The organism is Xylophilus sp. PBN-3R (assembly GCF_057747805.1).
In genome coordinates, this window is sequence record NZ_CM173225.1 from 2,665,245 (window position 1) to 2,684,966 (window position 19,722).

Annotated in this window: 20 protein-coding genes; 10 read left to right on the top strand and 10 right to left on the bottom strand. The window is 66.8% G+C overall.

Annotated features, from left to right (window positions below):
• Positions 1 to 197 precede the first annotated feature (197 nt).
• Positions 198 to 692: a hypothetical protein gene (locus AC3ANW_RS12680; protein WP_488341206.1), complete on the top strand. Its 495-nt coding sequence runs from the start codon at positions 198 to 200 to the stop codon at positions 690 to 692.
• A 33-nt stretch (positions 693 to 725) separates the two neighbouring features.
• Here the strand turns inward: AC3ANW_RS12680 and AC3ANW_RS12685 are convergent, their stop codons facing one another.
• Genes AC3ANW_RS12685 through AC3ANW_RS12700 form a run of 4 tightly spaced genes read right to left on the bottom strand, consistent with a single transcriptional unit; the run spans position 726 to position 4,737 of the window.
• Positions 726 to 1,901, bottom strand: coding sequence for a c-type cytochrome (locus AC3ANW_RS12685; RefSeq protein ID WP_488341207.1), 1,176 nt, complete (start codon positions 1,899 to 1,901; stop codon positions 726 to 728).
• Positions 1,898 to 2,683 carry an ABC transporter ATP-binding protein gene (locus tag AC3ANW_RS12690; RefSeq protein ID WP_488341208.1) on the bottom strand — a complete coding sequence of 262 codons (786 nt, stop codon included), beginning with the start codon at positions 2,681 to 2,683 and terminating at the stop codon, positions 1,898 to 1,900. Before AC3ANW_RS12690 ends, AC3ANW_RS12685 begins: the two co-directional genes overlap by 4 nt.
• Positions 2,677 to 3,717, bottom strand: coding sequence for an ABC transporter permease (locus tag AC3ANW_RS12695; RefSeq protein WP_488341209.1), 1,041 nt, complete (start codon positions 3,715 to 3,717; stop codon positions 2,677 to 2,679). The genes AC3ANW_RS12690 and AC3ANW_RS12695 overlap by 7 nt, the downstream gene beginning before the upstream one ends.
• 15 nt (positions 3,718 to 3,732) lie before the next feature.
• Positions 3,733 to 4,737: an ABC transporter substrate-binding protein gene (locus AC3ANW_RS12700; protein WP_488341210.1), complete on the bottom strand. Its 1,005-nt coding sequence runs from the start codon at positions 4,735 to 4,737 to the stop codon at positions 3,733 to 3,735.
• 241 nt (positions 4,738 to 4,978) lie between these two features.
• Here AC3ANW_RS12700 and AC3ANW_RS12705 point away from each other — a divergent pair, with 241 nt between their 5' ends.
• Complete coding sequence (locus AC3ANW_RS12705; protein WP_488341211.1) at positions 4,979 to 5,170, top strand: hypothetical protein; 192 nt, start codon at positions 4,979 to 4,981, stop codon at positions 5,168 to 5,170.
• A 58-nt stretch (positions 5,171 to 5,228) separates the two neighbouring features.
• Positions 5,229 to 5,522 carry a hypothetical protein gene (locus tag AC3ANW_RS12710; RefSeq protein WP_488341212.1) on the top strand — a complete coding sequence of 98 codons (294 nt, stop codon included), beginning with the start codon at positions 5,229 to 5,231 and terminating at the stop codon, positions 5,520 to 5,522.
• Here AC3ANW_RS12710 and AC3ANW_RS12715 read toward each other — a convergent pair.
• Positions 5,481 to 5,930: a VOC family protein gene (locus tag AC3ANW_RS12715; RefSeq protein ID WP_488341213.1), complete on the bottom strand. Its 450-nt coding sequence runs from the start codon at positions 5,928 to 5,930 to the stop codon at positions 5,481 to 5,483. The genes AC3ANW_RS12710 and AC3ANW_RS12715 overlap by 42 nt on opposite strands.
• 107 nt (positions 5,931 to 6,037) lie before the next feature.
• On the opposite strand from AC3ANW_RS12715, the gene AC3ANW_RS12720 reads away from it, so the two are divergent.
• Together AC3ANW_RS12720 and AC3ANW_RS12725 are read left to right on the top strand one after the other, a co-directional pair.
• Positions 6,038 to 6,901, top strand: a complete 864-nt coding sequence (locus tag AC3ANW_RS12720; RefSeq protein ID WP_488341214.1) for a LysR family transcriptional regulator — start codon at positions 6,038 to 6,040, stop codon at positions 6,899 to 6,901.
• 102 nt (positions 6,902 to 7,003) lie between these two features.
• Complete coding sequence (locus AC3ANW_RS12725; protein ID WP_488341215.1) at positions 7,004 to 7,936, top strand: exopolyphosphatase; 933 nt, start codon at positions 7,004 to 7,006, stop codon at positions 7,934 to 7,936.
• Here the strand turns inward: AC3ANW_RS12725 and AC3ANW_RS12730 are convergent.
• On the bottom strand, positions 7,920 to 9,098 hold the full coding sequence (locus tag AC3ANW_RS12730; RefSeq protein ID WP_488341216.1) for an MFS transporter: 1,179 nt from the start codon (positions 9,096 to 9,098) through the stop codon (positions 7,920 to 7,922). The two genes, AC3ANW_RS12725 and AC3ANW_RS12730, sit on opposite strands and share 17 nt — an antisense overlap.
• 104 nt (positions 9,099 to 9,202) lie before the next feature.
• Here AC3ANW_RS12730 and AC3ANW_RS12735 point away from each other — a divergent pair, with 104 nt between their 5' ends.
• Complete coding sequence (locus tag AC3ANW_RS12735; protein ID WP_488341217.1) at positions 9,203 to 9,775, top strand: TetR/AcrR family transcriptional regulator; 573 nt, start codon at positions 9,203 to 9,205, stop codon at positions 9,773 to 9,775.
• A gap of 5 nt (positions 9,776 to 9,780) precedes the next feature.
• Here AC3ANW_RS12735 and AC3ANW_RS12740 read toward each other — a convergent pair whose 3' ends face one another.
• From AC3ANW_RS12740 to AC3ANW_RS12755, 4 genes are all read right to left on the bottom strand, one after another.
• The gene (locus AC3ANW_RS12740; protein ID WP_488341218.1) at positions 9,781 to 10,752 is read right to left on the bottom strand and encodes a Bug family tripartite tricarboxylate transporter substrate binding protein; all 972 of its coding nucleotides are present in this window, start codon (positions 10,750 to 10,752) and stop codon (positions 9,781 to 9,783) included.
• A 112-nt stretch (positions 10,753 to 10,864) separates the two neighbouring features.
• Positions 10,865 to 13,861, bottom strand: coding sequence for a sensor domain-containing protein (locus AC3ANW_RS12745; RefSeq protein WP_488341219.1), 2,997 nt, complete (start codon positions 13,859 to 13,861; stop codon positions 10,865 to 10,867).
• A 7-nt stretch (positions 13,862 to 13,868) separates the two neighbouring features.
• Positions 13,869 to 14,321 carry a hypothetical protein gene (locus AC3ANW_RS12750; protein ID WP_488341220.1) on the bottom strand — a complete coding sequence of 151 codons (453 nt, stop codon included), beginning with the start codon at positions 14,319 to 14,321 and terminating at the stop codon, positions 13,869 to 13,871.
• On the bottom strand, positions 14,321 to 15,610 hold the full coding sequence (locus AC3ANW_RS12755) for a hypothetical protein (protein WP_488341221.1): 1,290 nt from the start codon (positions 15,608 to 15,610) through the stop codon (positions 14,321 to 14,323). The genes AC3ANW_RS12750 and AC3ANW_RS12755 overlap by 1 nt, the downstream gene beginning before the upstream one ends.
• A 391-nt stretch (positions 15,611 to 16,001) precedes the next feature.
• On the opposite strand from AC3ANW_RS12755, the gene AC3ANW_RS12760 reads away from it, so the two are divergent.
• The 4 genes from AC3ANW_RS12760 to AC3ANW_RS12775 are packed head-to-tail and all read left to right on the top strand — an operon-like array spanning position 16,002 to position 19,618.
• A complete protein-coding gene (locus AC3ANW_RS12760; RefSeq protein WP_488341222.1) occupies positions 16,002 to 16,874 on the top strand; it encodes a TauD/TfdA dioxygenase family protein in 873 nt (290 codons plus the stop codon).
• 26 nt (positions 16,875 to 16,900) lie between these two features.
• Positions 16,901 to 17,716 (top strand): ABC transporter ATP-binding protein, encoded by an 816-nt coding sequence (locus AC3ANW_RS12765; protein WP_488341223.1) that lies wholly within the window; start codon positions 16,901 to 16,903, stop codon positions 17,714 to 17,716.
• On the top strand, positions 17,713 to 18,582 hold the full coding sequence (locus AC3ANW_RS12770; RefSeq protein WP_488341224.1) for an ABC transporter permease: 870 nt from the start codon (positions 17,713 to 17,715) through the stop codon (positions 18,580 to 18,582). The genes AC3ANW_RS12765 and AC3ANW_RS12770 overlap by 4 nt, the downstream gene beginning before the upstream one ends.
• Before the next feature lie 34 nt (positions 18,583 to 18,616).
• On the top strand, positions 18,617 to 19,618 hold the full coding sequence (locus tag AC3ANW_RS12775) for an ABC transporter substrate-binding protein (RefSeq protein ID WP_488341225.1): 1,002 nt from the start codon (positions 18,617 to 18,619) through the stop codon (positions 19,616 to 19,618).
• The last annotated feature ends 104 nt before the right edge of the window (positions 19,619 to 19,722 follow it).

Genomic DNA, 19,722 nt, shown 5'->3' on the forward strand with positions numbered 1-19,722 from the left:
CGCCGGCATTGGGCTGCGACACGGTGCCCGGCAAAAAGGCAGGGCGGCGGTGGCTGGCACCGGACGAACGGTGGCTTGCCGTCCCTGATTGCCGAGAAGCTTTCCGGTTTGTTCCACCGGAGGTTTTGCCATGGTCATCAGCGCGCCCTTTCTGACTGCTCCCAAGTCCGGAGAGTCGGAGGCCGACTGGATGGCGCGTGCGATCAGCAGCAAAAGGCATTGGCCAGCGGCGTCCACCTGACGGCGCCACCCGCGCCATCGCAGACGGCAAGGTGCTGTATGTGCGCCAGCCGACGCCGCACGGCACCGATCCGGCACATCCGCTGAACTACGCGCCGGACAACAGCCACATCCGCTGGTCCGACAACGGTTGCGTGATCCTGGAACTCAGCACCGACATCGGCGCCACGGGCGAGCTGGCGACCAGCTTCACCTACCACACGCTGACGATGCATCTCAGCAAGGTCGATCCGGCCATCAAGGCCGGTGCCGGCATTTCACCGGGCAGCTTCAAGTTCAGCGATGCGGATTTTCCGGCGATCGCAGGCTGGAATTTCTTCTCCGACAACACCGATCATCTGGACCATCGCTGCCAGTCGACCAACTTCAAGCGCTGGATCGGTGATCATTGCCCGGCCACATGGACCGACGAAGTAGTGAAACGCGACCCCATCGTCCTGCCCAGGCATTAAAAATCATCAGCACCCTGCAGATTCACCCGACCGTCAATGCACAAAGCCGCCCTTGACGTAACGCACCGGCTCCGAATCCATCCCTGCGATCAGCGCGCTCATGCCGTCCGCCGGCACTGCCGACGGCGTTGCGACCACCGCCGCGCTGCCCGAACGGCACAGCAGGTCGGACTCGGTCCAGCCGGTCTTGCCCGGCAGCCCGCGTGCCCTCAACCACCCTCCCCGGTCGGCCACGAACTGGGTTCCGGTCAGGGCCGACGGCGCCACACCCGCGACCAGGGCCAGGGCCTGCCAGGCTTGCGGATCCTGGCTGGTGCAACCGTCCTGCGGCGGAGCGACACCGGCACCCGGCGCCGACAGCCGCACGGTGACCAGCCGGCCGTCTTCCAGCACCTCGGCACCGTCACCCGCCGCCACCAGCCGCAGCCGCTGGCCGCGCCAGGAGGCGATGTCACGCGGCGGCTTGCCATCGCAGCGCACGGCAAAGTCCGGCACCCGCACCGGTTGCGGCCACAGGCCGGCAGCCTTCAGCGCCTGCCCCGCGGCTTGCGCCTTCATGAAGTCGATGACCGCCCAGGTATCGGCATCGTTCAACCTGCCCTCAAAACCGGCCATGGTCACCTGTCCTCGCCGGTCGTTCAGGCCGTGCTGGATGTTCCAGAACAGGTCGCCGTCGGCGCGCCGCCACAGCAGCGGGCCGGCCAGGTCGGGCGGCCATACCGACTGCCGGTCCGCCAGCGCGCCGCGGCCTCGCCCGTCGGCCCCGTGGCAGGCCACGCATTGCTGTTCGAACACATGCTGCCCCCGCACCACCGAGGCCGCCGTGAAGCCCGTCGGCGACTGATGGAAGCTGGTCGGCCGAGCCTCGGCCAGCACCACCGCCGACTGCGGCCAGGGCGCGAAGAACAGCAGCAGCAAGGCGCCCAGCCACAGGCCCGCGGCCGTCTTGCGCCAGCGCCACACCAGCACCAGGGCCGCGAGCAGCAACACCGCCGCCACGGCCGCGCAGACCAGCGACCAGGCGAGTTGCCGGGCCTGGCCGATGTCGATCATCAGGGTCTCGCCGGCCACCCGGAAAGACAGGGGCCAGGCCGGCTGGCCGTGGACGTCGCCGGTCAGGTGCAAGGTGTGCAGCAGCCACAGAAAATCGGACTGCGCGCCCTGCAGAAACTGCAGCAGCGCGTTCAGCCACTCGGCAGTCGGGATCACCAGCTCGCGTCGAGGCCCAGGTGGCGCAGGGCTTCGTGCCGCAGTTCCACCAGTCGCGGGTCGCCGCGGTGCCGGGGGTACGGCAGGTCCACCACGATCTCCGCCGCGATGCGCGCCGGCCGGTCGCTGAAGACGATCACCCGCTGCGCGAGGAACAAGGCCTCTTCCACGTCGTGCGTCACCAGCAATGCAGAGAACCGCTGGCGCTGCCACAGGGCCGCGAGTTCGCCCTGCATCTGCAGGCGCGTCAGCGAATCGAGCTTGCCCAGGGGTTCGTCCAGCACCAGCAGGCGCGGATCGTTGACCAGTGCCCGGGCCAGCGCCACCCGCTGCGCCATGCCGCCCGACAACTGGTGCGGAAACGCCGTGGCGAACTCGGTCAGCCCGACCAGTGCCAGCGCGGCGTCGATGCGCTGCCGGTCGACCTTCAGCCGGCCCTGCGCCTGCGGCCCCAGCGCGACGTTGGCACGCACGGTTCGCCACGGGTAGAGGGTCGGATCCTGGAACACGACGATGCGCGAAGGATCGGGCCGGGCGATGGTGGCGCCGTCCTGGGTGATGCTGCCGGTGGTGGCGGGCTCCAGCCCGGCGACCAGCCGCAGCAGCGTCGACTTGCCGCAGCCGCTGGGGCCGAGCAAGGCGACGAACTCGCCGGCTTCCACCCGCAGGTCGACCTGGTCGAGCACCTGCAGCGCGCCGCCGGCCACCTTGAACCAGTGGCTCACGTCCCTGATGTCGATACGTGCGCCGGTGGTGGTCGCATCGATGACGGCATCTACCATTTCACGGTTCCCTTCTGCCAGGACAGCACCCGGTCACGCACCGCGAACAGCAGCGTGATGAGGCCCGAACACAGCACCGCCATGACCAGCAGGGCGCCGTACATGTTGGCGTAGGCGGCCCAGCCTTGCGCCCATTGCAGGTACCAGCCGAGACCGGCCTTGACGCCCATCATCTCGGCCGTGACCAGCGTGGAAAAAGAGGCTCCCAACCCCATGAACAGCCCCACGAACACTTGCGGCAAGGCGGCCGGAACAGCCACCCGCCAGACCAGAAACCATTCGGACGCACCCACCGTCCGGGCCACGTCGTAATAAGCCTTGTTGACCGACGCCACACCCGACCATGTGAGCACCGCCACCGGGAAGAAGGTGGCCAGGCCGATCAGGAAGACCGCCGCCGAATAACTCGAAGGCGCGAAGAAGAAGGCCAGCGGCAGCAGGGCCGATGCCGGCACCGGCCCGAGGAAACGCAGCAACGGATGCACCCAGTAGCCGGCCACCCGCGACCAGCCGATCCACACGCCGGCAAAAAAACCCACCAGCGCGCCCAGCACGAATCCGTTGGCCAGCAGACGAGCCGAATGCAGGGTCGAAACCCCCAGACGGCTCCAGTCTTCCACCGCCACCTCGATCAGGCTCTGAGGCGGCGCAAAGAACGGCGCCGGCCACCAGGCCAGCTTGGCGGTGCCGATCTCCCAAAAGGCGAGCAGCAGCGGCGCCGCCACCAGCCAGCGGCCGGCCGGCTGCAGGGCACGCGCCACCCGCCCTGCCCGCGCGCCCGCCAGGGTGACGGCCAGCAGGGCGACGGCGACCACCAGAACCGCCCGGCCGAATTCGGCGGTGTAGGCCCAGTCGCTGAAACCGACCACCTTGTTGGGCCAGAGCAGCGTCAACAGGCCCAGCGCCAGCCAGGCCGCCGATGCCAGCAGGCCGGTGACGCCGAGCAGCGGGACCGCGGCCTGAGAGACGGCGGCCGGCGCGGGCCGCACGGGCCTCGGCGCAGCGTAGGAAGAGGAAGGATGAACGTGGCTCATGGCGCAGTCCGGCCGTCAGGCCAGCACATCCAGCGTGACGTGGTTCGCGAACTTCACCGGATCGGTGCTCTTCTTGAGGATGCCGGCCGTGTGGAAATCACGCGCGAAGAACTCCACCTCGTTGCGCAGGTCCCTGCCCACCGGGTGATGCGCGAAGTTGGTGGTGTGCAGCAACTGCTCCAGTTCCTCCTGCTTGATCTTCGAATATTTGGCATAGATGCGCGCCGTCTCGCGCGGGTTCTCCGCCGTGAAGTCCGATGCCTGCGCCAGCGCCCGCACCACCGCGGCCGCCGTGGGTTTGTCGTTGCGCACCAGCTCGCCCCGCGCACCGATCACGCAGCACAGCTTCTGCGCGTATTCGCCGGTGCCGCTGTTGCCGATCTCGGTGAACTGGCCCTGGTTGCGTTTCTCGATCAGGAACAGGTTCGGATCGCCGTCGGCGATCGCCTGGATCTCGCCCTTCTTCGCGGCCACGTCCAGCAGGTCGGCCGGGTACACACGCCATTCGACATCCTTGCCCAGGCCGCGTTTGGTCAGGTGGATGTCGAAGAAGTTCTTGGCCGGGCTGTTCTGGTCGCTCACCCCGATGACCTTGCCCTTGAGGTCGCGTTCGGTCTTGACGCCCGCGGTGTTCAGGCCGACCAGGCGCAGGCAGCCGCCGTGGATGCTGCCCACCACCTTCACGTCGAAACCCGACTCCAGCGGCTTGACCCAGCGGTGGATCAGGCCGGCGCCCACATCGGCCTTGCCGGTGGCCATGGCCTCGAGCAGCTGGTCGGCGGAACCGGCCCAGTTAAGCGACTCGACCTCCAGCCCGTTCTTCTCGAAGAATCCGCGCTCGAGCGCCACCGGGATAGGCGACTGGCAGTAACCCGACTGGCTCCAGGCGAAGGTGATCTTCCTGCGCGGCTGGCCCCAGGCACGTGTCGCCAGCGCACCGGCCGAGCCGGCGACTCCGGCCAGGGTGCCGGCCCGCAACAGGCTGCGGCGCGAGAACGTGGTGGGCAGGAAAACAGTCATGGCGAAGCTCCTCGAAGGCGGGTTTTTTGATGCGATGGACGGCGGTCGACCTGCCGCTGCCGCGACCTTAAGGGGCAAGCCACCGCGGCGCCAACGCACGAATTCCTGCATGGATATGCAAGGACGGAAGGTGTTTCCGGAGCCCGGTCCTACCGCGCTGCCCGCATATGGAACTGCGATATGGATCGTTCGCAAACAGGCTCCGGGTTTGCACACTGAGGCCGTCCATGAGGAGAGCCAGATGTCCCTGCCCAGCACCGATCCGAAAGCGCACGCCCCCGCTGTCATCGCCACCACCGCACGCGCCTGGAACGTCGGCCGCGAAAGCCCGCGCGCACGGGCCCGGCGGGCGCCGCGCGGTTATGTGCCGGCGCGGGTGCTGCGGCGTATGCGCGGCAGCCTGCCGGCACCGGCCCAGGCCTTTTGCTGGTGAGATGGGGCCTGCCTGCATTGCCCGGTTGCCGCCCGGAAGGTTCGCGCCAGGAGACACGATGACAAACCCGGAACTGCTCCTCCAGATCGCGCACGCCCAGGCTGCGGCGCTCGGAGGCCTGGTGCCGCCCGCGCTGCGTGCCACCTATGCCGAACGGCTGGTGGAACTGCATCGGCTGGGCTACCTCAGCATGACCGCCATCTATCGCCAGATCGTCAATGAACTCGCACTCGACGGTGGCCACCGCCGGCTGCATCCCAGGCGCATGACGACCGACTTCGAAAGGCGGCTGGCGGCCGCCTCGACACCCTCATCTGGCGAACAGGCTTTCCATATTGGCGAACGCCTTTAGTTCCACCGCATTGTTCGACGGGTCGCGGAAGAACATGGTGGCCTGCTCGCCGACCTCGCCCTTGAAACGGATGTACGGCTCGATGACGAATTCGGTGCCCACCGCCCGCAGCTTGTCGGCCATCTCGTGCCACTGGGCCATCGACAGCACGGCACCGAAGTGCCGCACCGGCACGCCGTGGCCGTCGACCGCGCTCACCTCGCTGAAACCGCATTCGTCCGGTGCCAGATGGGCGACGATCTGATGGCCGTAGAAGTTGAAATCGATCCAGTCCGGCGAACTGCGGCCTTCCGGGCAACCGAGCAGGTCGCCATAGAAGGCGCGCGCCGCGGCCAGGTCGTGGACCGGGAAGGCGAGGTGGAAAGGCGGCATCGTGGCAGGCGTGGTTGCGGCAGCAGGTTCGGTCATGATTCAAATCGTCGTGGAGAAAAACCGCGACTTTAGAAACTGTCCTTCATCCTGAAAAGCGATGTTTATTTGTATGCCTCACAAATAAATTCGATTAGCCTTCCGGCATGGTCAAGGAGCTGAAGACGTTTCTCGCCGTCGGTCGATACGGCACCTTCTCGAAGGCGGGCGCACGCATCGGGCTCACCCAGTCGGCGGTCAGCGCACAGATTCAGCGCCTGGAAGAAAACCTCGGCTTTCCGCTGTTCGACCGCGTCGGACGAAGCGCCCGGCTGAATGCGGCCGGCCAGGAAATGCTGGTGCGGGCCGAAGAACTCATCGCCCTGTTCGACGGCCTGCACCAGCCGCCGTCCGGCGCACAGCCGTCTGCGCTGCGTGTCGGGGCCATCGCCTCGGTGCAGGCCCATGCCCTGCCCGACGCGCTGGTGGCGATGCGGGCCGAAACGCCCCTGTTGCGCGTCAGGATCGTGCCCGGCGTTTCGCTCGGTTTCATGGGCCTGGTCGATTCGGGTGAACTCGATGCGGCAGTGATGATCCGGCCGCATTTCGAACTGCCGCCCGAGCTTGCCTGGAGGCCGCTGTGGAACGAGCCTTTCACGCTGGTCGTGCCGGCCTCGGTGCGTGGCAGCGACTGGACGACGATCCTCGGGCGCGAGCCCTTCCTGCGTTACGACCGCGGCTCGTTCGGCGGACGCCTGGTCGCCCAGTTTCTGGAGGCGGAAACGATCGAGGTCCGCGACGCGGTCGAGATGGACGAGATCTCCGGGCTGATCCGCCTGGTCTCGCAAGGCGCGGGTGTGGCGCTGGTTCCACGCTGCCGGCCGTATTTCCCGCTGCCCGCCGGGGTGCGGGCGATCGACCTGAAACGCGGCGACCTGCAACGTGCCATCGGCCTGCTGGAACGCAAGCGCCATTCGCAGATGCCTCTGGTGGCCGCGCTGCACAAGGCGCTCGCCGCTGCCCAGCACTGAGCGCCACTTCAGTAAGCCGATTTCCAGCAAAAACTATGTTTTGATGTGCAAAATTACATGTACGACTGCCGGCAAACCGGCTCACTTCAGGCAAGACCGAGCATGCAAACCACCAAATACCGACTAGTCACCCGCAGCGATTTCGACGGCCTGGTCTGCGCCGTGCTGCTCAAGCATCTGGACATGATCGACGAGATCAAGTTCGTCCATCCGAAGGACATGCAGGACGGCAAGGTCGAGATCGGCCCGCGCGACATCACCACCAACCTGCCCTATGTGCCGGGCGCCCACATGGTGTTCGACCACCATTCGTCCGAAGTCGCACGTAACGGCGGGACGACCGAAAACTACGTGATAGACGCCGACGCCCCCTCGGCCGCGCGGGTGGTCTATCGCCATTTCGGCGGCGACAAGGTTTTTCCGCAGGCGTGGGACGGAATGATGGCCGCAGTCGACAAGGCCGATGCGGCCCGTTTCAGCCGCGAGGAAATCCTCGACCCAGAAGGCTGGGTGCTGCTCAACTACCTGATGGATTCGCGCACCGGCCTGGGCCGTTTCCGCGATTTCCGGATCTCGAACTACCAGCTGATGATGGAGTTGATCGACAGCTGCGCCCGGCTGGGGCTGGACGAGATCATGCAGTTGCCCGACGTGGTCGAACGCTCGGCCATGTACTTCGAACACCGCGAGAAATTCGAGGACCAGCTGCGCCGCTGCTCCACCGTCCACGGCAACCTCGTGGTGCTGGACCTGCGCCACGAAGAGACCATCTACGCGGGCAACCGCTTCATGATCTACGCCATGTTCCCGGACACCAACATCTCCATCCACGTGTTGTGGGGGCTGAAGCAGCAGAACACGGTTTTCGCCACCGGCAAGTCCATCCTCAACCGCAGTTCCAGGACCAATATCGGAGCCCTCATGCTGCAGTACGGCGGCGGCGGACACGAGAATGCAGGCACCTGCCAGGTCGAGAACGACGACGCCCGGCAGGTGCTGTCCGAACTGATCGCGAAGATCAACCAGGACGGCTGAATCGGGGCGCCGCCGTGCCCTTGAAGGTGCCGACGAAGGCCACGGCAGCCAGCAGTACCACCAGCCCCCCATAGGCCTGCGATGTCGCCAGCAGGCCGAAATGTCCGACGGCCGCGCCGGCCGCCAGCGCCGGCAGGCTGAAGGCGCAATAACTCAGCACCAGGAACGCGGCCATCAACGATGCCCTTTGGGCCGGCGTGGCACTGGCCATGGCGGTGCGCAGCGCGGCCATGAAACCGACGCCGAACCCAACGCCGGCCACCACGCTTCCGATGAAAAACAGCAGGGTCGAGGCCATCGCCGTGGAAACCAGCACCAGGCCGACCCCTGCCGCCAGCGTGGTGGCGCCTATCCGCATCAACACGGGGGCCGCGAGTTTTCGGAGCAGCAGCGAACCGAGCGCACCGCTGACGGTGAGCGCGGCAATCATCAACCCGCCGACGACCGGGCTGTTCCAGCCGGTGACCTGGCGGGCCAGCGTGGGACCCAGCGACAGGAAAAACCCACCCAGCGCCCAGCAGGCGACGTCGATCGGAATCATGCGGACAAAACCGCTCCGTGCCGGGCCCGGCACCGCCACCCGCGGCCGCATCGAACCCAGCACGCCGGGCCGCCCCGCCACGGTTTCCGGCAGGCGCCGGGCCAGCCAGACCTGGATAAGCAGCACCAGCAACACGATGAGGTAGACCAGCCGCAGCGGCGCCGGGGCGCATTCCGCCAGCAGGCTGCTGCCGAGCGCACCCAGGCCCAGGCCGAGCAGCGGCACCGCGCTGTTGATGACCGGTGCACGGTCCCGGTCCAGGTCCGAAATGCCCGCCCCCAGCACGCTCAGCGCAACGCCGGTGGCCGCGCCCTGCACCAGCCTGGCGGCGATCAGCCAGCCGACCGAGTCTGCGCACAGGAACAGCACGATGGATACCAGCTCCCCCGCGACGGCACCCAACACCACCGGGCGCCGGCCCAGGTGGTCGGAAAGCTGCGCGAGCGTCAGCAGCGTGGCCAGCAGGCTGAACACATAGACCGCGAACACCAGGGTCAGCACGGCCGGCGAAAACCCCCATTCGGCGCGATAGACCGCATACAGCGGCGAAGGCACGCTCGACGCCGCCATGAAGACGAACATCAGCGAAGCCTTCAGTCGCAATGCAGAAGAAAAAGACAACGGTGAAACCGCTCGCATGGGAATCCTTAAAGCAAAATTTGCGCTTTAAGGATTGTGCCCGGCTTGCATCGTTAAAGCAATTTATTTGCTTTAAAATTGGCGACATGACACCAAGACCCGGAATACGCACCGGCGGCCGTAGCGCACGGGTGCAATCCGCCGTGCACGACGCCACCCATGAACTCATGCAAGAGATGGGCCGTGGTGCGATCACGGTGCCCATGATCGCCAGCCGGGCCGGTGTCACGCCCTCCACCATCTACCGCCGCTGGGGCGACCTGCCGGCCTTGTTATCCGATGTGGCGGCGGCCCGGCTGCGCGCCGACAACGACGCACCCGACACCGGCAGCTTCAGCGCCGACCTGCTCGCCTGGTCAGAACTCTTCGTCGAGGAAATGGCTTCCGAGCCCGGCCTGGCGCTGGTGCGCGACGTGGTCTACGGCGGCCATACGGTCGACGGCATGGCGCCCTGCCTGGTCTTCACCGCCGGCCAGATCACCCGCATGGTCGAACAGGCCGCTTCCCGGGGCGAGCAGACGCCGCCGGTCGAATACGTGGTCGACCGTGTTGCCGCGCCCATCGTCTACCGGTTGCTGATGGGCGCGGTAGCCGATGTCGACGCCGGTTACGCAAGGCGCCTGGCCACTGCCTGCCTGGCGGACTGGCGTCCCGACTGAGATGCCTAACGCAGGCGCAGGTTGGTGATGCGGCCGACCAGCCGCCAGCGGGCGATGTCCGCCCGCAGGCGGCCCTCGTATTCGTCCGGCGTCGATGCGACCGCTTCCACGCCGGCATCGGCCAGCCGCCGGTAGTTGCCCGGCGCCATCACCATGTCGGTGATGTCCTGGCCCAGGCGTCGCACCATGCCGAAAGGCAGGCCCTTGGGCGCGACGACACCCAGCGTCCCGGTGAACTCGAAACCGGGCAGGTATTGGGTGACGGACGGCACCCCGGTGGCATCGGCCACCCGGCGTTCGCCCATCAGCGCGACCAGGCGCAGCGGGCCCTTGCGAATCTGGGCGATCGACGCATTGAGGCCATTGAACAGCACAGGAATCTGCCCGTCGGCAACCGCCTTCTCGGCCGCGCCGTTGGTGGCGAAAGGCACATGCTCCAGGCCCAGGGCGGCCTCGTGCGCCAGCGATTCCGCCGCCAGGTGCGAGCCGGTGCCAATGCCCGGGCTGGCATACCGGATCGGTCCCCTGGCGTTCTGCACGTAGGCGATCAGTTGCTTGACGTCGTGCACCGGCACCGAGGGATTGACGAAGATGCCGTATTGGAAAGTGCCCAGCATGCAGACCGGCGCCAGGTCGGTCAGGGTCGAATATGGCAGCGAATCGCGCAGCGCCGCGTTGATGCACAGGGCCGGCGATGCCAGGCCCACGCGGCTGCCGTCAGCCGCGCTCCGGGCCACCGCCAGCGCACCGGGCACCGCCCCCGTGGTGTGCTGCAACGACACATGCTGGTGCCACAGCCGGCCCATGGCTTCGGCCAGGATGATGGCGGTCACGTCCAGGGGACCGCCGCGGCCGGCCGGCACGATGAGTTCGGTCGGCCGGGCCTGTCGCCCGGCGGACTGTGCGACCGCCACCGTGGAGGCGGGACCGACCAGGGCGGCAAGTGCGGCGCGCCGATTCGGCAAATAGGAATTCACGGCCTGTTTTTTCATAAACGCTGTTCAAGTCATTTGGACGCGCGACCATGTGAAGTGTAGAGGCCTTTGCAGGGCGTCCATGCCTAGTGGACACCGACCGGCCGCGACCGGTTCAACCGGCCATGCTCACCGGCAATCCGGACCCGGCGGCGAGGCTCAGGAAATGGTCGCCCGGCATCGGACGGCCATGCAGCCATCCCTGCAGCGCCGGACAGCCCTGATTCACCAGGAACCGCGACTGCTCGGCCGTCTCGACGCCTTCCGCCACCACGTGCAGGCCGAGGTGCTGGCCCATCGACAGGATCGAGCAGACGATGCCGGAACTCGCAACGTCGTGCGGCAGGCCCATGATGAAACTGCGGTCGATCTTGATCTCGTGCAGCGGCAACTGGCGCAGGTAGGCCAGGCTCGAAAAGCCGGTCCCGAAGTCGTCGATGGAAAACCGCACTCCCAATGCGACCAGTTCGTGCAGGCGCTCGGTGGCGTGGGCGATATCGGTGATCAGCAGGCCTTCGGTGATCTCGAGGATCAGCCCTTCGGCGGGCGCGCCGCTTTCTGCTATGGCGTCACGCACCACCTGCACGAAATCCGGATGCGTGAACTGCACCGGGCTGATGTTGATCGCCAGCGTCTGCCGGCCGCCCCGGCTGCGCAGTTCGACCAGCAGTTCGCAACCGGCGCGCAGCACCCACGCGCCCAGTTCGACGATGGCTCCGCACGATTCGGCCAGCGGAATGAACTGGTCCGGCGGCACATTGCCCCGATGGGGATGCTGCCACCGAAGCAGCACTTCACCGCCCTTGACCCGGCCGTCGGGGTCCACCTGCGGCTGCACATGCAGCGCGAACTGACTCGTCCCGATGGCGGCCCGCAGGTCTTCCTCGAGCGCGATGCGGCCGTGCAGGTCGGCCATCATGTCCTGCTCGAAAAACACCATGCGGCTACCGCCCAGCGATTTGGCGCGGCGCAGCGCCAACTGGGCCTCACGCAGCGCGTCCAGGCCTTCGGCGCTGGAGGCCTCGATGACACTGACGCCCGCGCTGGCATGGATGGCCAGCGGGCCGCGTGCCAGGGCGAAGCTGCCCGACAGGCTTTCCAGCAGTTTGGCAGCGACGTTTTCTGCGGTTCGCCGGGGCTCGTCGTTGATGCCGATGTCCGCCGGAACCACCACCACGAACTCGTCGCTGCCGGTGCGCGCCAGGATGTCGTGGCGGCGCAGCACGCTGCCCATCCGGCGTGCCGCCTCGCAAAGCACTTCGTCGCCCACGTGCGCACCGTGCGCCACGTTGATCAGCTTGAACTGGTCGATGTCCACACAGATGACCCCGGCCGGGCCGGCACCGGCGGCGACCCGCGCCTGTTCGGCGGCCAGCTGTTCGACCAGCTGCCGCCGATCCATCAGGCCGGTCAGCGGATCCCTCTGCTGATTGGAGGTGGAAACCAGCGTATCCACGGCGTCCTGCCATTCGGCCGGCCCGTCCTCCAACGGCTCGGCGCCAGTCTCGGCGATCACGAAGCGGCCCTTGCCCGACTGCTTGACCGCGTACATGGCGGCATCGGCCGCATGTATCAGGGTCTTGGCGCTGGTCGCGTGCAGCGGGTAGCTCGCCACCCCGACGCTGGCGCCCACATGCATGGTTCCGCCGTGCGGCAGCACGAAGGCCGCATCGAAGCTCTGGATGAGGCGTTCCGCCAGATCGGCCACGCCAGGATCGGTCGCTTCCACGCCAACGATCATCACGACCAGTTCGTCGCCGCCCAGTCGCCCGACAACGTCGCAGGCCCGCTGGAACAGGCCGCGGAGACGCCGGGCTGCTTCGACCAGCACGGCGTCTCCGGCCGCGTGGCCCCACTGGTCGTTGACCGCCTTGAAGCCGTCCAGGTCGATGAACATGAGGGTCACCGCGCCGTGTTCGTGCCGGGCGCTGTTGACATGCTGGTTCAGCGACGACTCGATGTAGGCACGGCTCTTGAGCCCCGTCAGCGCGTCGTGTTCGGCACGGTGGTGCGCCGCGTTTTCCTGCACCTTGCGCTGGGTGATGTCGTAGAGGACGCCTTCCACCCGCAGTTCACCGGAAGCCGCATCGACAGACGACGACACCATGCAGTGAACCCAGGAGGTCCGGCCGTCGGCGCGCAGCAGTTCCATGTCGCCGGCCTCCGGTTGCGACGACGCATGGGCACGGTCGATCAGCAGCGCCAGCTGGGTCGGACGCACGAAGACGGTGGCGGCGAAATCCGACAGGTCGGCGCCTTCCAGGTCGTCGTCCGTCACGCCGCGCAGCCGGCCGAGTGCCGGGTTCGCATGCAGCAGCCGGCCGTTGGCCGACAGGATGAAGATGCCGGCGCTGGTCGAGTCGAAGATGCTGCGGTATTGCACCTCCAGCGCGGCGATCTCTTCGCGCAGGGCCCGTTCGTTTTCCAGGGCCGCCTGTTGCAGGTCCAGCAGGCGGTTGGCCGCCGCGGTCACGGTGCCGACCTCGTCGCTGACATGTTGCGGCTCGATCGGCAGCCGGCGCGCGGTGCCGGGCTTGATACGCAGCAGCTCCCCGGCCAGGCGGTGCATCGGCCGCGACAGCAGGCGGCTGGCCAGCGCGTTGAACACCAGCAGCACCCCGGCCAGCAGCACCACCAGTGCGCCCACCACCAGGGCAGCCTGCCGGCCGGCTTCGGCGGACAGCCGGTCGGCGTCCAGCCACACCTGCAAGCGCCCCACCGTCTCGCGCGCATCGAACGGCGACATCAGGGCGGACTCGAAGGACGGCCTGGCGTTTTCGGCCCGCACGCCGGCCGGTTTTCCGAGTGCGCCGGCGGCGGATGCCGAAGCCATCAGGACACCCGCGCTGTCGCGCACACCGACCTTCGCCACGGACGGATGACGGGACAGGCCCTCGACCAGTTCCTTCAGCAACACATCGTCGCGTGCATACAGGCCGACGGCCACGGTCTGCTGGACGGCGGTGACGATCGACCTCGCGGACGCTTCGGCGGTGTCCAGGTAATAGGACTTGGCGCTGAGGTAGACGACGACCGCGACCACCGCGGAAAGCGCCGCGGCGATGGTCAGTACGGCGGCCCTGAAGCGGGCGTGGAGGCTCTGGCTGCGCATCGTCGGTTCAGGGAAGGCGAAGCACCACCCGGACCGACGGATCCTGCGGCTCGCGGGTGACATAACCGATGGCCGAGCGGTCGGTCTTCACACGCTGCACCACGGCCGTGTCGTCGATCACCGTCTGCGGCGGTTGCACCTGGCCGGTGAAATGCAGCCGGGCCCAATAGCTGTTGATACGCGCGATGTCCATGCCGGTCAGCGCGAGGTAGAAGTCGGCGCGCGCCATTCCGTCGCGCTGCTGGTCGATCGGCTTTATTTCCTGTGCTCCGGGCAGCGTTCGTGTGCGGCCGGTGTACAGGGCCAGCAGGTCTTGCTGGGTCAGGTTGCGGACGGCGCTCTGGGCAGAGACCACGACGTAGATCGGTTCCGCCGAAATGGCGTGCGCCCGCAACGCCAGGCCGATCAGGACCAGGGCCAGCAAGGCCGCGGCGAAGGGGGGTCGGACAATGCTCAACATTACTGCCCCCATACGAAATCGACCAGCACCGACACCAGCGTGCCCTTGCCTGCCGAGCCGTCATAGAAACGCCAACCCGCTCCGCCGTGCTGCCGCACGTTGAAGCGGTCGACCTGCAGCTTGAGTGCCGCGTTCGGCAGGAAATCCCACCGCAGGCCCGCGCCCAGGGTGGTCTGGTCGAAACGGTAGTTGTCGCCGGCGGCGGCGGCATAACCGGCCAGCAACTGTGCCTGCTGGGCTGCTGCAGGGCCGATGACCGGCGCGAGCGAAGAAGCCAGTTCGGGCGCCGACGCGGCCGGATCGTCCGGCTTGACCCGGCTCGCCAGGCCGTAATAGGTGACCGCACCGTGGCGCCAGCCCACGCTGGCATAGGCGCGGCGGGCGCTGAGCGGACTGCCCGGCACCCGCAGCTGGCTGCCTTCTGCGATGAAGGTCCAGGGACCCGTTTCGTACTGGGTCGACAAGGTGAGGTAGCGGGTGCTGCCACCGGTCCAGAGGTTCTGGTTCAAGGGTTCGAGGCTGGCGGCCAGGCCGGCGACCGGCAGTGCGCCCAGTTGGTCCAGCGCGCCGCGCAACTGACCGACCTCGGGTCCGGAATTCAGGCGAACCTGGCTGCGCAGGTAGCTCACCTTCAGCAGCAGCCCGCCGTCCTCGCGCGACAGTCCGAAGGCCATGGTGTCGCGCCCCTTCAAGGCGAGCCGGCTGCCGTTGATCTCGGTCGCGCTGGTGCGCACATTGCCGGCGGTGGCCCTGGCACGCCAGGTCGCGCCCGACGAAGACCACTGCTGCTCGAGGTCGACGCCATCGATCGAGGCGAGCGGGAAAAACGCATAGAAGTCCGCCGGGGGGCGGGCCCACGGCAATGCATATCCGACGTTCCTGCTGTCTGCGAACAGGAAGACGTCCGGGGTGTTGCGGCCCAACCGGATGCGGGTGTCCGGGGTCGGCCGGTATCCGACATAAGCCCACTGGATCAGTTCTTCCGCGGGAGTGCCCTGCGGCCTCGACAGCACGACGCCCTGCAGCCCGGCCTCCCATTGTGGGCCGCCGTTCCAGTTGACTTGCGCGCCCAGCCGCGAATCCGGCGTTGCGCTGAAGCGTGAATCCGGCCCCAGCTGGGTGATGTTGCGCACGAAACCCCAGTCGCCGCCGCCCGACTTGTGCAGCGCACCCAGCGTGCCGAAACCGCTGACGCTCCAGGGTGACGGCGCGTCGTCCGCCGAAGCCGTCGGCTCCGCCAGGGCCTGCTGCGCCTGGGCCGACGGGCAGAGGCAGATGGCGGCCGCCATGCCCAAAAGATAGGCTGCGGAAAATCGGCAAGGCTGTCGGTGCAGGGTTCGAAACGCAGCTGGCAAGGCTTTGGCGAATGGCTTAGGCATCGTTGGAAATCGCGGACATCGGGGGGCTGTAACGCAGCCAAATTGAGAGGATTGCATGGGCGGCAAACCGCCAACATGAAGTTACGCAGGAACCCGCGTTCATGGATTCAAGCGTGGATTGAATCCGTCGCAGTTCTGCCACAGAAACCGGATTCGACCGACATTTGTCCGGGCGATTAAAGCGGCAACCCGAAGTGTTAATGCGCCTGCCGAATAAGGAAACGCGGAAACCTTCGTTTTCCCGCAATTGGGCCACGCCTGTAATGCAGTGATTCCCCATCGCCGTTCCCACAGGTGTCCCATGTCCGCTGTTCTTGAAAACGCTCTTACCATCCAGCCCCTAGGCCCGGCGCTGGGCGCTGAAGTCATCGGCCTGGACCTCGGCCGGCCGCTGGCCGACGAAGACTTCGCCCGCATCCACCAGGCCCACCTCGACCACCATGTGCTGGTGTTCCGCGACCAGCGCATCACCCCGGCCGAGCAGGTGGCGTTCAGCCGGCGTTTCGGACCGCTGCAGATCCATGTTCTCAAGAACTTCCTGCTGGCCGACCATCCCGAAATCCTGGTGGTGTCCAACATCAAGAACGAACAGGGCCAGCCCATCGGTCTGGGCGACGCGGGGCATTTCTGGCATTCAGACCTCTCCTATAAAGACACGCCCAGCCTGGGATCGCTGCTGCACGCGCAGGAGTTGCCTGCGGAAGGCGGCGACACGCTGTTCGCCAACCAGCACGCGGCATTCGACGAACTCCCGGCAGAACTTCTGCGTGCGGTCCAGGGCCTGAAGGCCGAACACAGCTACCTCGCCAAGTACGAGGAACTGCGCGCCCGCAGCCCGTGGCGGCCCAAGCTGACCGAAGCCCAGTTGAACGAGGTCAAACCCGCCGTCCATCCGGTGGTTCGCACCCATCCCGAGACCGGCCGCAAGGCGCTGTTCGTCTCAGAACACTTCACCACCCGCATCGTCGGGCTGCCGGATGACGAAAGCCGCGACCTGCTCGCCCGCCTGTTCGCCCACAGCACCCAGGACCGCTTTGTGTACCGCCACCAATGGCAGCCGCACGACATGGTGTTCTGGGACAACCGTTCGGTGATGCATCTGGCCGCCGGCACGCCCGACCATCTGCGCCGCCGCTTGAACCGCACCACCGTCGAGGGCGACCTGCCCTTCTGATCGAACGCTGCCAGACCGGACCCGCCATGACCGCATCCCTCCACCTCGCCGAACCGCCGGCATCCAGGCCGGTGCCGGCCGAACCCCTGTTGCAGGTGAAGCGAGTCAGCATCGACTACCGGCTGCCCGACCGCGCGGTGCGCGCCGTTCACCAGGTCAGCCTGGACGTTCACGAAGGCGACCGTTATGTGCTGCTGGGAGCGTCCGGTTGCGGCAAGTCTTCGTTGCTGAAGGCCATCGGTGGGTTCATCCCGACCAGCGAGGGCCGCATCGATCTGGCGGGCCGGCAGGTGTCGGCACCCGGCCCAGACCGCGCGATGGTGTTCCAGGAATTCGACCAGCTGCCGCCCTGGCTGACCGTCGCGCAGAACGTCGCATTCGCGCTGCGCGCCAGCGGTGTCTGCAAGGGCAGGGATGCCACCGAACGCGCTGCGGTGTATGTCGAAAAAGTGGGCCTTACCAGGTTTGCCGACGCCTATCCGCACCAGCTTTCCGGCGGCATGAAACAGCGCGTGGCCATTGCCCGCGCCCTGGCCCTGCAACCACGTGTGCTGCTGATGGACGAACCCTTTGCAGCGCTCGACGCGCTTACCCGCCAGCGCATGCAGCAAGAGCTGCTGGAGCTGTGGGCCGAGTTCCGTTTCACCCTGGTTTTCGTCACCCATGCCATCGACGAAGCGCTGCTGCTGGGCAGCCGCATCGCCGTGCTGTCGCCGCATCCGGGCCGACTGCGGGCGGAGATCGACGCATCGCGTTTCGACACCCGGGACATCGCCGGCGCGGATTTCCGCGCCGCCACACAGCGCATCCACGGGCTGCTGTTCGAAAAGGACCACGCATGACCGCCATCGCCTACCTTCCGCGGCCGGATGTGGAATACACGCTGGCCGACGTACCGGCGGAAATCGCCATAGCGCCGCAGACCCCATGGCGCCGCCTCTGGAACCACGACGCCCTGCGCCGCGCCATCGTGGTGGCCGCCTTTCTGATCGGCTGGGAAGCCATCGCCCGCATCCAGAACAACGACCTGATGCTGCCGACCTTCGGCCAGACGCTGCTGGCTTTGTCAGACGGTTTCAAGACCGGCGAACTGCCGGCCAAGGCGGGCATCTCGCTGTCGCTGCTGCTGAAGGGATACGGCGTCGGTGTGGCCTGCGCCTTCGTGCTGACCAGCCTGGCGGTGGCCACCCGCTGGGGCCGGGATCTGCTGTTCACGCTGACGGCCATGCTCAACCCGCTGCCGCCGATCGCCCTGCTGCCGCTGGCCCTGCTGTGGTTCGGCCTGGGCCAGGGCAGCCTGGTCTTCGTGCTGGTGCATTCGGTGCTGTGGCCGCTGTCGCTGGCCACCCTGACCGGTTTCCAGTCGGTGCCCGCCACCCTGCGCATGGCCGGCCGCAACTACGGCCTGACCGGCCCGCGGTACGTGGTGCAGTTGCTGATCCCGGCCGCGCTGCCGTCCATCCTTTCGGGCCTGAAGATCGGCTGGGCCTTCGCCTGGCGCACCCTCATCGCGGCCGAACTGGTGTTCGGCGCTTCGTCGGGCAAGGGCGGGCTGGGTTGGTACATCTTCCAGAACCGCAACGAGCTCTACACCGACAAGGTGTTCGCCGGCCTGTTCGTGGTGATCGCCATCGGCCTGGCGGTCGACCTGCTGGTGTTCGGCACGCTCGAAAAACTCACCGTACGCCGCTGGGGCACCCAGAACTGATTCCCTCCATCTGCATCACTCAAAAGAAGACCCAATGACATCGCGTTTCGTCTCCGTCCTGACCGCCGTGGCCCTGGCCGCCAGCGCCGCCGCCGCCCATGCCGAAGGGCAGATCCGCATCGCCCAGCAGTTCGGCATCGGTTACCTGCTGCTCGACGTGGTGCAGGAACAGAAACTCATCGAGAAACACGGCAAGGCGCTCGGCGTGGACGTGAAGGTGGAGTGGAACCAGATTTCCGGCGCCACCGCCATGAACGAAGCCCTGCTGGCCAATTCGCTCGACGTGGTGTCGGCCGGCGTGCCGCCGATGCTCACCCTGTGGGACCGCACGAAGGGCCGGCAGAACGTCAAGGCCATCGCCGCGCTGGGCTCGCTGCCCAACTACCTGATCACGAACAATCCGAAAGTGAAGACCCTCAAGGACCTGAGCGACAAGGACCGCATCGCCGTGCCCGCCGCCGGCACCGGTTTCCAGTCGCGCACCCTGCAGATCGAAACCGCCAAGGTGTTCGGCAAGGACGACTTCAAGCGCTTCGACAACATCTCGGTCAGCCTGCCGCATCCGGATGCGACCGCCGCCCTGATCTCCGGCGGTTCGGAGATCAACACCCACTTCAGCAGCGCGCCCTTCTACTACCAGGCGATCGACGCCAACAAGGCGGTGCACAAGGTCATCAGCAGCTACGACATCCTGGGCGGACCGGCCACCTTCAATGTGCTCTACACCACCCAGAAGTACCACGACGAGAACCCCAAGACCTACAAGGCGTTCTATGCGGCGCTGCTGGAAGCCGCGGACATCATCCGCAAGGACAAGCCCCACGCCGCCCAGACCTTCATCAACGTGCAGAAGTCGAAGCTGTCGCCCGAGTTCGTGCGCCGCATCGTCGAGGACCCGGAGAACGACTTCACTGCATCGCCCTTCCGCACCTTCGTGTATGCCGACGAGCTGTACAAGCTGGGCGTACTGAAGAACAAGGCGGCTTCGTGGAAGGACTATTTCTTCGAGGAGGCTTACGCGCAGCCGGGCAGCTGATCCGTGTCGTCTAGGGTCATTTCCGAAGCGTCGAAAACCAAGGAACCACCAGCATTTTTGTTCGTTCCTGAAAGGGTCATCGGTCTCTAACCTTCGTATCACCC

What these genes read in the sequence shown, in the direction of transcription:
- AC3ANW_RS12700 (WP_488341210.1), bottom strand. Translation starts at nt 4,737, where the DNA reads ATGACTGTTTTCCTGCCCACCACGTTCTCGCGCCGCAGCCTGTTGCGG.
- AC3ANW_RS12710 (WP_488341212.1), top strand. Translation starts at nt 5,229, where the DNA reads ATGACAAACCCGGAACTGCTCCTCCAGATCGCGCACGCCCAGGCTGCG.
- AC3ANW_RS12750 (WP_488341220.1), bottom strand. Translation starts at nt 14,321, where the DNA reads ATGTTGAGCATTGTCCGACCCCCCTTCGCCGCGGCCTTGCTGGCCCTG.
- AC3ANW_RS12745 (WP_488341219.1), bottom strand. Translation starts at nt 13,861, where the DNA reads ATGCGCAGCCAGAGCCTCCACGCCCGCTTCAGGGCCGCCGTACTGACC.
- AC3ANW_RS12695 (WP_488341209.1), bottom strand. Translation starts at nt 3,717, where the DNA reads ATGAGCCACGTTCATCCTTCCTCTTCCTACGCTGCGCCGAGGCCCGTG.
- AC3ANW_RS12690 (WP_488341208.1), bottom strand. Translation starts at nt 2,683, where the DNA reads ATGGTAGATGCCGTCATCGATGCGACCACCACCGGCGCACGTATCGAC.
- AC3ANW_RS12720 (WP_488341214.1), top strand. Translation starts at nt 6,038, where the DNA reads ATGGTCAAGGAGCTGAAGACGTTTCTCGCCGTCGGTCGATACGGCACC.
- AC3ANW_RS12725 (WP_488341215.1), top strand. Translation starts at nt 7,004, where the DNA reads ATGCAAACCACCAAATACCGACTAGTCACCCGCAGCGATTTCGACGGC.
- AC3ANW_RS12775 (WP_488341225.1), top strand. Translation starts at nt 18,617, where the DNA reads ATGACATCGCGTTTCGTCTCCGTCCTGACCGCCGTGGCCCTGGCCGCC.
- AC3ANW_RS12765 (WP_488341223.1), top strand. Translation starts at nt 16,901, where the DNA reads ATGACCGCATCCCTCCACCTCGCCGAACCGCCGGCATCCAGGCCGGTG.
- AC3ANW_RS12715 (WP_488341213.1), bottom strand. Translation starts at nt 5,930, where the DNA reads ATGACCGAACCTGCTGCCGCAACCACGCCTGCCACGATGCCGCCTTTC.
- AC3ANW_RS12770 (WP_488341224.1), top strand. Translation starts at nt 17,713, where the DNA reads ATGACCGCCATCGCCTACCTTCCGCGGCCGGATGTGGAATACACGCTG.
- AC3ANW_RS12760 (WP_488341222.1), top strand. Translation starts at nt 16,002, where the DNA reads ATGTCCGCTGTTCTTGAAAACGCTCTTACCATCCAGCCCCTAGGCCCG.
- AC3ANW_RS12705 (WP_488341211.1), top strand. Translation starts at nt 4,979, where the DNA reads ATGTCCCTGCCCAGCACCGATCCGAAAGCGCACGCCCCCGCTGTCATC.
- AC3ANW_RS12735 (WP_488341217.1), top strand. Translation starts at nt 9,203, where the DNA reads ATGACACCAAGACCCGGAATACGCACCGGCGGCCGTAGCGCACGGGTG.
- AC3ANW_RS12755 (WP_488341221.1), bottom strand. Translation starts at nt 15,610, where the DNA reads ATGGCGGCCGCCATCTGCCTCTGCCCGTCGGCCCAGGCGCAGCAGGCC.